Raw genomic sequence first — 13,682 nt, forward strand, 5'->3', positions numbered from 1 at the left:
GATCCTCCTCAGGCGAAGGTGCCGGCGGCGCGCGCCTTGTCGACGTCCATCCACATGATCTCCCAGATGTGATCGTCGAGATCAGCGTAGGAGCGGCCGTACATGAAGTCCCCGAACTCGTCGGTACGTACATCACGCCCACCAGCCTCGAGGGCGCGATCGACCAGGTCGTCGACATCCTCGCGACTGTCGGCCGACAGACACGTCAGCACCTCATGGCGGCCCCGGCCGGCGACCCGGGCGTCGTGGAACGTGGCGAAGAACTCGGTCTGCAGCAGCATCGCGTAGTGATTCGGACCGAGCTCGAGGGCCAACGCGCCCTCGTTGCACATCTCCTCGTTGAACCCGTATCCCAGCGCGGTGAAGAAGTCACGGCTGCGCTGCGGGTCCGCCACCGGCAGGTTGACGAAAATCATCTGGTGGACGCGCGTTCCGACCGTGGTGTCCGACATGGTGGTCTGCTTGGCCATGCTGCTCTCCTCGAACGAAGGGGCACCCCGTCGGCACCCTGTCCAGTATCGACCCACCGGACGACCCGAAATCATCGCTCGACCCGGGACGATTTCCTCGATCGTCGACGATGACCAGTTGGCGGTCGGCACACGACGACTCATCCCCCGTCCGCTCATCCACTGCTGCCGCGCGGGACCGCACCTCGGCACGGGGATCCGGAGACGGGACGATCGTGCTCCCGGGCGAGGGGTCCAGCGGTCGTCGTGGGGTCCGCCGACCGGCAGGCTCGATCGGCCGAGTCGGGGCTCATGGTGGCGGATGGCTTGCAGGGTCCGCCACGCCAGGGACAGCCAGCAGCCCACCGCGACGGCCGCGAAGGCGGCCGGGACCCAGTGGTGGAGGAGAAGTGAGGCCGCCACGGCGCAGGAGAAGGCTGTCAGGTTCGCCACCACGTCGTAGATCGGAGCCACGAAACGTCGGTTCAGGACATGGATGCCGGCCACCGTCAGGCCGCATGCAAAGGTCACGGAGAGGAGGAAGCTCACCACAACGGCCAGTATCCTCCGCCGAGCACCGCAGACCCTCGGGCAGTCGACCTCGTGGATCGACGCCGGGCCCGGGCGTCAGGCGGCGCCGCCGTCCTCGCCCTCGTCGTCGTCGCGGTCGATCCGGCACCAGGACTGCACGAGCAGACCCGCGACGGCCATGAGCAGGCCGCCCAGCGCCGCCAGGCCGTGCTGGAGAGCCAGGACGCCCCGACCACCGAAGTCGTGGTCCGGCAGCAGGGCAAGCGCCTGCCCGAGGTAGAACCCGCCGGTGATCGCGCCGGTGAGGGCGCTGGCCTGGGCCAGACCGAGCAGGCGGGCTGCGACGACGGGCTCGACGTGGGTGCGGCCGCGCCGCATCCGCCACATCCGCGAGCCGGCCACGACGACCACGACCGCCATACCCACGAGCAGGACGCCGGCCACCCAACCGACGCGCAGCCCTGAGTGACCACCGGTGAGCCACCAGCGGCCGAAGCCCCAGCTGAGGACCATCACGGCGACGGTGACGAACGCCGTCGTCGAGATCTTCAGGCCGGTCCTCAGCACAGGCCGGCCTCGCCGTCGCGCAGGTCGCAGGTGTCGACGTCCGCGAGCAGCTCGTTCACGGCGACGACCGAGCCGCCGACACGCAGGACCGCCTGCGGGTCGATCCGGGCCCACGGGGCGAGCACGAAACCGCGCTCGTGCGCCCGTGGATGCGGCAGCGTCAGGTGCGGGTCGTCGCTGACGACGTCGGTCCCGGTCGCGGGGTCGCCGTACTGGATGAGGTCCAGGTCGAGGCTGCGTGCCCCCCAGCGCACCTCGCGCACCCGGCCGTGACGTGCCTCGACGGCGTGCAGCCGTGCGATCAGCACGGTCGGGCGCAGCGCCGTCGTGGCCAGCAGGACGGTGTTGGTGTAGCGCGGCTGGTCGGGACCGCCGACCGGGTCCGTCGTGACGAAGGGAGCTCGACGCACCTCGTCGAGATCACCGACGAGGTCGTCGATCGCGGCGTCGAGACGCCGCTCGGGGTCCCCGAGGTTGGCGCCCAGGGCGATCACCACGGGAACGGACCGACGGCGCTCGATGGTCACCGCGACGTCGCCGAAGGCCACCCCGACGGGTGCCTGGGGCTTGTGGACGGTCACCTCGACGGTCTGCACGTCCGCACGTGCGAGGGCATCCTCGGCGATCCGCTCGGCGAGCGACTCGATGAGGTCGAGCGAGGGCCCCTCGATCCGGGCGACGACGTCGGCACCGACCTCGGCGTAGTTGATCGTGCGGGCCAGGTCGTCGGTGGCCCCGGCGGGCGCCAGGTCGAGGTGCAGGACGACGTCGACGACGAACTCCTGACCGTCGCGCTTCTCCCGGGCCAGCACCCCGTGGTGACCGTGGGCACGCACGCCCAGCAGGCTGATCCGGTCAGCCACGCTCCGGCCCTCCGGCAGTTCGCAACTGCTTGGGCTCTTGCGACGGGTGGGGGGCGAGTCCGGCGGGCAGCTCACCCATCGCCGTGGTCACGTCGATCGCGTCGACCGTGGCGGTGACGTCGTGGACACGGACGCTCCACACCCCTGCTCGTGCGGCTCGGGCACTGGTGGTGGCCGTCGCCACCGCCCGGGCGTCGAGCGGGCGCTCGTCGCCCTCCCTTCGCCCCACCCTGCCCAGGAATCCCTTGCGGGAGGTCCCGAGCAGGACCGGGTGGCCGAGGCCGACGACCTCCTCCAGGCCCGCGAGGAGCTCCCAGTTGTGCTCGGCGGTCTTGCTGAAGCCGATGCCCGGATCGAGGACCAGCTGGTCGGCAGTGGCACCGGCCCCGCGGAGCGCGCCGACGCGCTCTCGCAGTTCGGCACACACCTCGGCGACGACGTCGTCGTAGACGGCCTTCGACTGCATGTCGTGCGAGTGCCCGCGCCAGTGCATCACGACGAAGGGGACACCGCTCTCGGCGACGAGGGCCGGCATCTGCGGGTCGGCCAGTCCCCCGCTCACGTCGTTGATGATGGCGCCGCCCGCCTCGAGGGCGGCGCGCGCCACGTCGGCACGCATGGTGTCCACGGAGACGACGACGCCCTCCTTCGCGAGGGCAGCGACGACGGGCACGACCCGGCGACGCTCCTCCTGAGCCGAGGGACGCTCGGCGCCGGGGCGGGTGGACTCACCGCCGACGTCGACGACGCCGGCACCGGCAGCGACGAGCTCACGGCCGTGGTCGACCGCCGCCCCGGTCTCGATCCACCGGCCGCCGTCGCTGAAGGAGTCGGGCGTGACGTTGACGACGCCCATGACCACCGGTCCGGGCCGGGTCGCCCGGCCCGCGAGGTGCTCGATGACGGCGTGGGTCACCGGGCGGCCCCGGACATCAGCGCCATGGCCTCGGCGCGCGTGGTCGCGTCCCGCAGCTGGCCCCGCACGGCGGAGGTGATGGTCTTGGCACCCGGCTTGCGCACGCCACGCATCGACATGCACAGGTGCTCCGCCTCGACCACGACGATCGCCCCGGCGACGTCGAGGTGCTCGACGAGTGCATCGGCGATCTGGCTGGTCAGGCGCTCCTGCACCTGCGGGCGCCTGGCGAACATGTCGACGAGGCGAGCGAGCTTCGACAAGCCGGTGACCTTGCCGGTCTTGCCGGGCAGGTAGCCCAGGTGCGCGACCCCGTGGAAGGGCACGAGGTGGTGCTCACAGGTGGAGTACAGCTCGATGTCGCGCACGATCACCAGCTCGTCGTGGTCGATGTCGAAGGTCGTCGCGAGCAGTTCCGCGGGGTCCGCGTGCAGCCCGGCGAAGACCTCCTGGTACGAGCGGGCGACGCGCGCGGGGGTCTCGGTGAGCCCGTCGCGGTCGGGGTCCTCCCCGACCGCGAGCAGGATCTCGCGCACGGCCGCCTCGATGCGAGCCCGATCGACGTCGCCGGCCATGGGTCAGGCGTGTCCGTCGCCGTCGACGGGCTCATTGGGGGGGACCTCGCGGACCTCGCTCGGCGGGTTCTCCTGCGGGTAGGTCGCGCCCTCCTCCGCGGCCCGGTCGATCTGCTCGGTGACCGTGGGCTCGTGCTGTCCCCCGGGGGCCGTCGGCGGTGGGGTCTGCGCCTGCTGCTGGGCGGCCTGCTCGCGCTGCTGCCGCGCGGTCTCCTCGGCCGGGGTGAGGACGGGGGGGATCTGCGAGATCGGGCGGTCCTCACTGCTCAGCCACGTCGGGCGGACCGGACGACGCTGGACGTCGGCGAAGATCACCGCGAGCTCCTTGGTGTTGAGCGTCTCGTGCTCGAGCAGCTCGAGGACCAGACGGTCGAGGACGTCGCGGTTGTCGTTGAGGGCGTACCAGGCCTCGTCGTGGGCCTCCTCGATGAAGCGGCGCACCTCCCGGTCGACCACGCCCGCGAGGTCCTCGGAGTAGTCGCGCTGGTGACCCATGTCCCGACCGAGGAAGGGCTCGCCCTGCGACTGGCCGAGCTTGACCGCGCCGATCTTCTCGCTCATGCCGTACTCGGTGACCATCTTGCGGGCCATCGACGTGGCCTTCTCGATGTCGTTGGCCGCGCCGGTGGAGGGGTCGTGGAAGATGATCTCCTCCGCGACACGACCGCCGAGCGCGTAGGCCAGCTGGTCGAGGATCTCGTTGCGCGTGGTCGAGTACTTGTCATCGGTCGGCATGACCATCGTGTAGCCGAGCGCACGACCACGCGGCAGGATCGTGATCTTGGTGACCGGGTCGGTGTGGTTCATCGCCGCGGCGACGAGCGCGTGCCCACCCTCGTGGTACGCGGTGATCTTGCGCTCCTGGGCGCTCATGATCCGGGTGCGCTTCTGCGGTCCGGCGATGACCCTGTCGATGGCCTCGTCGAGGATCGAGTCGTCGATGAACTGCTTGTCCAGGCGGGCGGTGAGCAGCGCCGCCTCGTTGAGCACGTTCGCCAGGTCCGCACCGGTCATGCCGGGAGTGCGGCGGGCGACCGCGAGCAGGTCGACCCCGGGAGCCATGGGCTTGCCCGCGGCGTGCACCTCGAGGATGCGGTGACGGCCGATCATGTCGGGGTTCTCGACGGCGATCTGCCGGTCGAAGCGGCCGGGGCGCAGCAGGGCCGGGTCGAGGATGTCGGGGCGGTTGGTCGCGGCGATGAGGATGACGTTGGTCTTGACGTCGAATCCGTCCATCTCGACGAGCAGCTGGTTGAGCGTCTGCTCGCGCTCGTCGTGGCCGCCGCCCATGCCGGCCCCGCGGTGGCGTCCGACGGCGTCGATCTCGTCGACGAAGACGATCGCCGGCGCGTTGGTCTTGGCCTGCTCGAAGAGGTCGCGCACACGGGAGGCACCGACACCGACGAACATCTCGACGAAGTCCGAGCCGGAGATGGAGAAGAAGGGCACTCCGGCCTCACCGGCGACGGCCCGTGCCAGCAGGGTCTTACCGGTTCCGGGAGCTCCGTACAGCAGGACGCCCTTGGGGATCTTGGCGCCGACCGCGAGGAACTTGCTCGGCTCGCGCAGGAAGTCGACGATCTCGTGCAGCTCCTCGACCGCCTCGTCCGCGCCGGCCACATCGGTGAAGGTCACCGTGGGGGTGTCCTTCGTCGCCAGCTTCGCCTTGGACTTGCCGAACTTCATCACCTGGGAGCCGCCGCCCTGGGCGCGGCTGAGGATGAACCAGAAGAGGGCGACGAGCAGGATCAGCGGCAGGATCGAGAGCAGGATGTTGCTCCACACGCTGGGCCGCTCGACCGTGTCGTTCTGCACGCCGTCGACGTTCTTCTCGACGATCGTGAGCATCTGGTCGGCGCGGGCGTCGATGAACTCGGTCTCGACCTTGTTCGCGTCCTCGACCCCGTCACCGTCGGAGTAGGTCTCGCCCTTCTTCAGCTCCAGCTGCAGGACGTTGTCCGTGGTGAAGTGGGCGTTCTCGACCTTCTTGTCGGTGATCAGCGTCTCGGCGGCCGAGGTGTCGACCCGGGCGTACTCCTCGTCGCCCTGGGTGAGGAACATCAGCCCGAAGACCGTGATCAGCAGCAGCGCCCAGAAGGCTGGGGAGCGGAAAAACTTCGTGGCGTTCATACGGGTACGGGGCTTCCCGGACTTCCTGACTCGACGACGTGGCAGCCTCCGGACAACCCGGGGCGAACAGAACGAAACTACCTGAACGCGGGTCGACCACGGCTATGAGGCCAACGAGCATCCTGTCACGGGTGTTCCCGCTCCCGGCAATTCACGCCCTCGGCAACTCACCCGTCGGTGGCGCCGGCATCAGCCGGTGGGCCGGTCAGCAGTAGACGTGGGGCGCGAGCGTCGCGACGTCGCGCAGGTTGCGGTAGCCCTCGGCGTAGTCGAGGCCGTAGCCGACGACGAACTCGTTGGCGATGTCGAAGCCGACCCAGCGGGTGTCGATCTCGACCTTGGCGGCGTCGGGCTTGCGCAACAGGGTGAGGATCTCGACGGAGGCCGGCGAGCGGGACTCGAGGTTGGCCCGGATCCACGACAGGGTCAGGCCGGAGTCGATGATGTCCTCGACGATGAGCACGTGCCGGTCGGTGATGTCCGCGTCGAGGTCCTTGAGGATGCGCACGACGCCGGAGGACTTGGTACCGGAGCCGTAGGAGCTGACCGCCATCCAGTCCATCGGGGCGGAGCCGGGCAGGTGCCTCATGAAGTCGGCCATCACCATGACGGCTCCCTTGAGGACACCGACGAGCAGCACGTCCTTGCCCTCGTAGTGCTCCCAGACCTCGGTGGCCAGCTCGGCCAGCCGCGTCTGGATCTGCTCCTCGGTGATGAGCACCTCGACGAGGTCATCCTGGATGTGAGTGGTGTCCACGGCTCTCCTTGGGGTCGGCGCTAGTCATTGTCCACCAGCTGCGGGGGCCAGGTGCACGCGCCCGTCGGCCCGGCTCGCGCGCAGGTCGCCGGGCAGGTGCAGCGGCCCCTGCCCGTGCCAGTCGGTGACGAGCCGGTCGCAGGCGGCGACGTGACCGGCGGTGAGCGCCCCGGCGGGCGCGCCGGCAGCCAGGAGCAGTCGGCGCCAGACCCGGGAGCGAAGGGCGGGTGCCAGGTCCGCGAGCTCGGTCACCGCGACACCCTCCGGGCCCTGGTCGGGCACCGCGTCGTCGGCGAGCGCGTCGAGGAGGTCGGCGTCGTCGCGCAGCAGGTCCGCGGTGCGGGTGAGCGCCTCACCGATCCCCGGCCCGAGGGCGCTCTCCAGCTCGGCCAGCGCGGTGCGGGCCCGCACCCGGGCGAAGGCCGCGTCGTCGTTCATCGGGTCGGTCCACGGCGTCAGGCCCCATGCGGCGCACGCCTCGTGGGTGGTCCGTCGCGACAGGTGCAGCAGCGGTCGGGCGAAGGGGGTGCCCTCCCGGACGGTGAGCACCGGCATCCCGGCGAGGGAACGGGCGCCGGAGCCGCGCGCGAGACCGAGGAGAACCTGCTCGGCCTGGTCGTCGCGGGTGTGCCCGAGGAGGACGAGCGTGAGCGGGTTCCCACCGTCGTTCGAGGAACCCATCGCTGCCGCCGTCTCCGCGAGGGCGGCGTAGCGGGCGTCGCGGGCGGCTGCCTCGAGGCCCTCCCCCGTCCCGACGACCTCGACGGGGACGACCGCCACCGGAGCGAGGCCGACGTCCGCGCACTGCTGTGCGGCGAGCAGGGCGACGTCCGTGGACTCCTCCTGCAGTCCGTGGTCGACGATGATCGCGCCGGCGGTCACGTCGTGGTTCGCGGCCTCGGCGGCCAACGCAGCGGCGAGCGCGAGGGAGTCCCCGCCGCCGCTCACCGCGGCGAGCGCCAGCGAGCCGGCGGGCAGCCCCTCGAGGGCCGCGCGGACCCCCCTTCGGCAGTCTGCTTGGGCGGGGTGACCGGCTCCCATCAGCCGTGCACCCGGCGCACCCACGCGGCCGGGTCGGTGATCTCGAGCGGGGTGGGCAGGGTCTGGGGGGAGGTCCACACGGCGTTGAACCCCTCGACGCCCACCTGCTCCTGGACGGAGCGCACGAAGACCGCGCCGTCGCGGTACTGGCGCATCTTCGCCTCGAGGCCGAGGAGGCGGCGCAGCAGACGGTCGACGGCCCCGGCCCCCTTCCGTCTCTCGGTGAAGCGGCGCCGGATCGCGCGGACGGTCGGCACGTGCGCGGGACCCACGTCGTCCATGACCACGTCCGCATGGCCCTCGAGCAGCGACATGACCGCGGTGACCTTGGCCATCTGTTCGCGCTGCTCGGGCGTGATGACCAGCTCGGCGAGGCCTTGGCTGTCCCCGCTGAAGACCTTGGGCAGCTGTGTGGCGATCTGCTCGACGCGCTCGCGCAACTCGGTCGTGTCGGGCACGAGGTCGACGGCGAGGGTGCGGGCGGAGTCGATGATGTGCTCGCGCAGCCACGGCACCGCGGTGAACTGCACGCGGTGGGTTTCCTCGTGCAGGCACACCCACAGCCGGAAGTCACGCGGGACGGCCTTGATCTCGCGCTCGGTGTGCACGATGTTCGGCGCGACGAGCAGCAGCGCCGGGGTGCCGCCGGGGGCGATGTCGTACTGGCCGAGGACCTTGGTGGACAGGAAGGCGAGCATCCCACCGGCCTCGGTGCCGGTGATCTTGCTGCCGACCGCCTGGGCCAGGCCCGAGGGCTCCTTGTCGCGCCGCTTGGCGACCGCCTCGAGCGCCGGGTCGAGCATCGCGGCCATCGAGTCGGCGTTGACGTCGATCCAGGTGGGGCGATCGATCACCAGTGGCGGTGGCGCGTCACCGGGGGCGGTCAGGCGGGAGGTGGCCGCGACGGGATCGACGGCCATGGCCGCCAGCTCGCGGATCTCCTCGACGACCTGGGTGGCCTCCTCCGGCGACACGTCGGGTCCGGGGGGCACGAGGCGGGCTCCGGCGCTCTTGGCGAATGTCCAGTCGACGTAGTTCGGCACGCCCCCACCATACGAAGTGCTGCTGGCTCTAGTTCGTTTCGTCAGCCGCACCTCGTGCTGAGGCCGGCTCGACGACGTGGTGCTGGCTCTGGTCCGCGTCACCGACAGCCGCAGTCGGTCAGGTCGGCGACCATGCGGTCGAGCACCGCGCGGGCACCGAGCGTGCCCGTGGTCGAGGGCACCCGGTCGGCGAGGAGCACGAAGGTGAGCAGCCGCCCGTCGGCGGTCGTCGTCGTGCCGGCGAGCGCGGAGGTGCCCGTCAGGGTGCCGGTCTTGGCGCGGGCGAGCCCGGCGGCACTGCGGCTGTCATCGGTGTCGAAGCGGTCGTGCAGCGTGCCGGTCAGGCCCGCGACGGGCAGCTCGGCCAGCATCGAGGTCAGCTCCTGCGCCGAGCCGGTGATGCCCAACTGCATGACATCGGAGATCACCCGCGCGGGCACCTTCTGCCCCGAGCTGAGCCCGCTGTTGTCCTTGAGTGTGACGCCGGTGAGGTCGACGCCGGCGCTGGTGAGGGTCTGTCTGACCCAGTCGGAGACCTCCGCGGTCGAGGTGCCGGCGCCGTGCGCGGCCGCGACCTGACGGGCGACGTTCTCGGTCAGGGCGTTGTCGCTCTCGTCGAGCGCCAGGGCGAGCACGTCCCCGATCGGGGCGGAGTCCACGGCACCGAGCACCTCGGCGTCCTCGGGCGCGGGCGTCTGCCACTGCTTCGTGGAGGTGTCCGTCTCGACGTCGATCCCGACGGCCTTCAGCTCCTTGGCCAGCGCCTTGAGCACCTCGCGCTCGGGGAACTTCGGCGCCGCGTCGAAGGGCTTGGGGCGTTGCCCCGCCAGACCGATCATCGTCACGCCCTGGGTGTACCCGGCCGCGACGTCCGCCATGTCCCACGTCGGCGGGTACCGCTCCCCGTGGGCATACGTCATGTCGAGGCGAAGGGAGTAGTCCGCCTCCCCCTTCGCCTCGACCGAGGCGGCCACCTGGCGGGCGAGGTCCGCGAGGCCGGCCCGGCCCTCGACGGACTTGGGGTCACCGTCGCCGCGGGCGAGCATCGTGTCACCGGCCGCGACGAGAACCAGTTCGCCGGGCTGGTCGCCGGCCACGACCTGCGTCGTCATGACCCGGGTGAGGTCGGCGGTCTCGGCCACCGCAGCGGCGGTGAGCAGCTTCGCGGTCGAGGCCGGGGTGATCGGCGCGTCGCTGTCGTGGGCGTAGAGGATCTCACCGGTGAGCGCGTCGCGCACCACGACACCGACACGTTTGCCGAGCGCCGTGGCCTCGGCGTCCTCCTCGAGGGCAGCAGTCAGACCGGCCGTCGTGGGCACGGGCGCCTCGGTCGACGCCGCGGGCAGGACGGGGGTCGTCGCAGGGGCCTTCCGGACCTGCTGGGTGGCCTCCTCGTCGATCGTCAGCACACCCGGGACGCGGTCGTACGCGTCTGCGGTGCCGTACCCGATGAGCAACGCTGCGAGGCAGATCACGGCGATGAGTGTGCGGCGCACGCGCTGCCCCCCTGCGTGAAATGGTCGACGGTGGTGGAACACTGACACCGAGACTAGATCACGGTCATCACATCACCGTCACCGAACAAAGGGGCACCTAGTGGAGTTCGACGTCACCATCGAGATCCCGAAGGGTCAGAAGAACAAGTACGAGGTCGACCACGAGACCGGCCGGATCCGCTTGGACCGGATGCTCTTCACCTCCATGGCCTACCCGAGCGACTACGGCTACGTCGAGGACAGCCTCGGCGAGGACGGGGACCCGCTGGACGCGCTCGTCCTGCTCGACGAGCCGACCTGGCCCGGCTGCCTCGTGCGGGCCCGGCCGATCGGCATGTTCCGGATGCGCGACGAGGCCGGCGGGGACGACAAGATCCTGTGCGTGCCGGCCGGCGACCCCCGCAAGGAGGGCATCAAGGAGCTCGAGGACATCAGCGAGTTCTGGCGCCTGGAGATCCAGCACTTCTTCGAGACGTACAAGGACCTCGAGCCCGGCAAGTCCGTCGAGGGCGCCCACTGGGTCGCCAGGGACGAGGCCGAGCAGACCGTGCTCGAGGCTCTCGAGCGGGCGAAGGCCAACGGCATGAGCACCGCTCGCTGGACGATGCCCTCCTCCGGCCACATTCCCGAGCCCGAGGACGTGACGCACTCCGAGGAGGACATCAAGGCGGCGGCCTCCCGTGCCCGTGAGCTGCTGGCCACCGAGGAGAGCCCCCTCAGCGACGACGAGTGATCTCCCGGGCCAACCCCCGGCGGCCCTGCCGCATCATCCACGCGTGGTTGGCCCGCAGCACGACCGAGGCGAGGGTCGCGGCACGTTCCAGCCGTGGCGCGACCCTCACCTCTTGCTCGAAGACGGCGACGGATCCCCCGTCGTGCGGATGCACCGTCCACCGGGCCCACCCGACGAGGTCACCGGACAGGCGCACCCGCAGCACACCCCCGTCGCGGTCCTCGACCTCCCGGGTGAGGACGACGTCCAGGGTGAGCGGGAGCAGACTGCGGATCCGCGCCCGACCGCTCGCGGCGTCGAGCCTCTCGACCGACCGCACCTGGGGCCACCACCGCGGATAGCCCTCGGCGTCGGCGAGCAGGCGGACCACCTCCTGTGGTGACTGCGCGAGTGGCCAGCGGTCATGGAAGACGAAGACGGGGGTCACCTCCCCATCCAACCCCACACCACCTCGTTGCCCTGTGACTCCACCCTGCGGGCGATCCCCGAAACCACGCCCGCCCCACGCCCGGATACCGTGTCACCGTGCGCTACTACTCCCGTGACGGGCTGACCTTCGACGTCGACGACAGCGGACCCCGGGGCGGTGAGGTCGTCGTCCTGCTCCACGGCTGGCCCCAGGACCGCACTGCCTGGGACAAGGTGGCCCCGCCTCTCGAGGCCGCTGGGCTGCGCGTGCTCGCGCCGGACCTGCGGGGCTACTCCCCCGGGGCCCGTCCGCCGCACCACCTCGACTACGAGATCTCCGAGCTCGTCGGCGACGTCATCGCCCTGCTCGACGAGGCGGGCGCCGCGCGGGCGCACATCGTCGGGCACGACTGGGGCGGCGCCCTCGCCTGGGCCGTGGCCGCCCGTCACCCCGACCGCGTGCAGACGCTGACCGTCCTGTCGACGCCGAGCCCCTCCGGGATGGCGTACGGCTTCCGTCGCGGTGACCAGCTCAAGGCCAGCTGGTACATGGGCTTCTTCGCGTTGCCGGTCCTGCCGGTGCTGTTCTTCCGGCTCTTCGCCCAGCAGGTCCTGGAGAAGGTCGGGATGCCTCACCAGCGCGCCGTGTACGACGCGAAGCGACTGAAGGCGAAGAGCTCGGCCCAGGGATCGCTCAACTGGTACCGCGCGGCACTGTCACCGACCCTGCTGTGGCGCAAGCGATCCCGCCCGGGACGGCCCCGCCGCAGCAAGCACCGGGAGATGCTCCCGACCGCCTTCGTCTGGGGCGCGAAGGACCCTGCCTTCGCGGACGCGTCGACCCGACACACGGTCAACCGGCTGCGCGAACGCGCCGGCGAGCAGGTCGACCTCGTGCACACCCTCGAGCTGGACACCGGCCACTGGCTGATGGAGACCCACCCCGACACGATCGCCGAGGTCATCATCGAGCGAGCGGGTCGGGCGGCTCCCGGCGAGCAGCGCGCCGGCTGATGACGGCGGGGGCCCTGCCTTCGCCGCGTCCTGCCTGGTGGTGGGTCAGCGTTGCGCGGCGGCCTCGAGCGCGGCCGACCAGCCGCCGAGAGCGTTGCGGACGGTGTTGGCCGACGGTGCGCCCTCCTGCTCGCGCAGCCAGGCGCCGAATCGCCCGTACGAGGGCTGCTCCTCCTCGATGAGGTAGCGCCGGACCCAGTCGACGAGATCCTCCTCGCTCCACGCGCGGCGGTAGGAGGACCGGGAGGCGCGGTTGGACTCGACGCCTGCGGCGGCGCACGCCTCCCGCCACGTGCCGTGCCGCTGGATGATCCGCGCCGAGGTGAGTGCACCCTCCGCGCGGTGCCCGTCGTAGAACGTCACGGACAGGGGCGAGCCTCCGGGCAGCCCCGCCACCCGGCGCATCTCCGTCATCACGGTCTCGTCGCCCACCGTGCCTCCTGTCAGTGCGTCAGTGGGCCGTCGAGCTGTGGAGGTCGTCGTGCGTGAGGACCCCGTGCTCGCGCAGGAACTGCACCCTGGGGATGAGGCGCTTGTCCTCGTCCGTGAGGGTGATGGCCTCGGCCGCACCGAGCGTCAGCGCCCGCACGGCGGGAATCATCACGAGGGCGACGGCCGCCAGCAGGAGCGCCTTTCCCGTACTCAGGTCGGAAGCGGTAAGAAGGAGCACGATGAAGGCGACATAGAACCCCAACGCCACGAGCCACACGAGTCGGGTGACCTTCCCTGCCTTGGCCAGGACGCCCTTGATGTCAGGGATCAGGTCCTCTCCACTGACGAAGTGCTCGCAGTCATCGACCCGGGCGTGGAAGTCCAGACTCGCATCCGACTGACTCGTGACGTGAGCATCACACCAGCCCATGGTCTTGTCCACGGGCTCAGACCGCCTCATCGAGCGTCTTGAGCAACTTCTCCCCTGCCTTCTGGTTCTTCCATCCGTCGAGCAGCGCCTTGGGGGTGTTGTCACCCGTGTGGACGTTCAGGGACACGTGTGTGCCCTCACCGCCCTGCGTCATCTCGGCCGCGAAGACGTAGTGCCCCATGGACGTGATGCCGCCGCCGCTCTCGAACTCCAGCTTCTTGCCGTCCGGGTCGGCGAGGTTGAGCGTGTAGGGCTTGTCGGTGACGATCCCCTTCAGCCTGTCGAAAACCACATCCG

Annotated in this window: 16 protein-coding genes; 2 read left to right on the forward strand and 14 right to left on the reverse strand. The window is 70.8% G+C overall.

The genetic code is table 11. The features are described 5' to 3' along the window. Nucleotides 1-8: 8 nt before the first annotated feature. The 10 genes from V1351_RS12800 to dacB form a co-directional block, all read right to left on the reverse strand. Nucleotides 9-470 (reverse strand): VOC family protein, encoded by a 462-nt coding sequence (locus V1351_RS12800; RefSeq protein WP_338748591.1) that lies wholly within the window; start codon nucleotides 468-470, stop codon nucleotides 9-11. 606 nt (nucleotides 471-1,076) lie between these two features. After that, the gene (locus V1351_RS12805; RefSeq protein WP_338748592.1) at nucleotides 1,077-1,547 is read right to left on the reverse strand and encodes a DUF3180 domain-containing protein; all 471 of its coding nucleotides are present in this window, start codon (nucleotides 1,545-1,547) and stop codon (nucleotides 1,077-1,079) included. Next, the gene (gene folK / locus V1351_RS12810; RefSeq protein ID WP_338748593.1) at nucleotides 1,541-2,410 is read right to left on the reverse strand and encodes a 2-amino-4-hydroxy-6-hydroxymethyldihydropteridine diphosphokinase; all 870 of its coding nucleotides are present in this window, start codon (nucleotides 2,408-2,410) and stop codon (nucleotides 1,541-1,543) included. Before folK ends, V1351_RS12805 begins: the two co-directional genes overlap by 7 nt. Beyond that, a complete protein-coding gene (gene folP / locus V1351_RS12815) occupies nucleotides 2,403-3,266 on the reverse strand; it encodes a dihydropteroate synthase (protein ID WP_338752538.1) in 864 nt (287 codons plus the stop codon). The genes folK and folP overlap by 8 nt, the downstream gene beginning before the upstream one ends. A 56-nt stretch (nucleotides 3,267-3,322) precedes the next feature. Next, nucleotides 3,323-3,901, reverse strand: coding sequence for a GTP cyclohydrolase I FolE (gene folE, locus V1351_RS12820; protein ID WP_338748594.1), 579 nt, complete (start codon nucleotides 3,899-3,901; stop codon nucleotides 3,323-3,325). 3 nt (nucleotides 3,902-3,904) lie between these two features. Beyond that, nucleotides 3,905-6,031 (reverse strand): ATP-dependent zinc metalloprotease FtsH, encoded by a 2,127-nt coding sequence (ftsH, locus tag V1351_RS12825; RefSeq protein ID WP_338748595.1) that lies wholly within the window; start codon nucleotides 6,029-6,031, stop codon nucleotides 3,905-3,907. 205 nt (nucleotides 6,032-6,236) lie between these two features. Then, nucleotides 6,237-6,788 carry a hypoxanthine phosphoribosyltransferase gene (gene hpt, locus V1351_RS12830; protein ID WP_338748596.1) on the reverse strand — a complete coding sequence of 184 codons (552 nt, stop codon included), beginning with the start codon at nucleotides 6,786-6,788 and terminating at the stop codon, nucleotides 6,237-6,239. Nucleotides 6,789-6,812: 24 nt separating this feature from the next. After that, nucleotides 6,813-7,829, reverse strand: a complete 1,017-nt coding sequence (gene tilS / locus V1351_RS12835; protein WP_338748597.1) for a tRNA lysidine(34) synthetase TilS — start codon at nucleotides 7,827-7,829, stop codon at nucleotides 6,813-6,815. Next, a complete protein-coding gene (locus V1351_RS12840) occupies nucleotides 7,829-8,872 on the reverse strand; it encodes a zinc-dependent metalloprotease (RefSeq protein ID WP_338748598.1) in 1,044 nt (347 codons plus the stop codon). The genes tilS and V1351_RS12840 overlap by 1 nt, the downstream gene beginning before the upstream one ends. A 98-nt stretch (nucleotides 8,873-8,970) precedes the next feature. Next, nucleotides 8,971-10,368, reverse strand: a complete 1,398-nt coding sequence (gene dacB, locus V1351_RS12845; RefSeq protein ID WP_338748599.1) for a D-alanyl-D-alanine carboxypeptidase/D-alanyl-D-alanine endopeptidase — start codon at nucleotides 10,366-10,368, stop codon at nucleotides 8,971-8,973. A 100-nt stretch (nucleotides 10,369-10,468) separates the two neighbouring features. On the opposite strand from dacB, the gene V1351_RS12850 reads away from it, so the two are divergent. Further along, on the forward strand, nucleotides 10,469-11,101 hold the full coding sequence (locus V1351_RS12850; RefSeq protein ID WP_338748600.1) for an inorganic diphosphatase: 633 nt from the start codon (nucleotides 10,469-10,471) through the stop codon (nucleotides 11,099-11,101). On the opposite strand, the gene V1351_RS12855 is transcribed toward V1351_RS12850, so the two are convergent. Beyond that, nucleotides 11,085-11,528, reverse strand: a complete 444-nt coding sequence (locus V1351_RS12855; protein WP_338748601.1) for an SRPBCC family protein — start codon at nucleotides 11,526-11,528, stop codon at nucleotides 11,085-11,087. The two genes, V1351_RS12850 and V1351_RS12855, sit on opposite strands and share 17 nt — an antisense overlap. Nucleotides 11,529-11,626: 98 nt before the next feature. Here V1351_RS12855 and V1351_RS12860 point away from each other — a divergent pair, with 98 nt between their 5' ends. Continuing rightward, nucleotides 11,627-12,523, forward strand: coding sequence for an alpha/beta fold hydrolase (locus V1351_RS12860; RefSeq protein WP_338748602.1), 897 nt, complete (start codon nucleotides 11,627-11,629; stop codon nucleotides 12,521-12,523). Nucleotides 12,524-12,568: 45 nt separating this feature from the next. On the opposite strand, the gene V1351_RS12865 is transcribed toward V1351_RS12860, so the two are convergent. From V1351_RS12865 to V1351_RS12875, 3 genes are read right to left on the reverse strand one after another with little or no spacing between them, the layout of a single operon-like run. After that, nucleotides 12,569-12,955 carry a hypothetical protein gene (locus tag V1351_RS12865; protein ID WP_338748603.1) on the reverse strand — a complete coding sequence of 129 codons (387 nt, stop codon included), beginning with the start codon at nucleotides 12,953-12,955 and terminating at the stop codon, nucleotides 12,569-12,571. Nucleotides 12,956-12,974: 19 nt separating this feature from the next. After that, nucleotides 12,975-13,415: a hypothetical protein gene (locus tag V1351_RS12870; protein WP_338748604.1), complete on the reverse strand. Its 441-nt coding sequence runs from the start codon at nucleotides 13,413-13,415 to the stop codon at nucleotides 12,975-12,977. Further along, nucleotides 13,402-13,677 carry a hypothetical protein gene (locus tag V1351_RS12875; protein WP_338748605.1) on the reverse strand — a complete coding sequence of 92 codons (276 nt, stop codon included), beginning with the start codon at nucleotides 13,675-13,677 and terminating at the stop codon, nucleotides 13,402-13,404. Before V1351_RS12875 ends, V1351_RS12870 begins: the two co-directional genes overlap by 14 nt. Nucleotides 13,678-13,682 lie beyond the last annotated feature (5 nt).

The sequence above is a fragment of the Janibacter sp. A1S7 genome, assembly GCF_037198315.1.
Taxonomy (GTDB): Bacteria; Actinomycetota; Actinomycetes; order Actinomycetales; family Dermatophilaceae; genus Janibacter; species Janibacter alittae.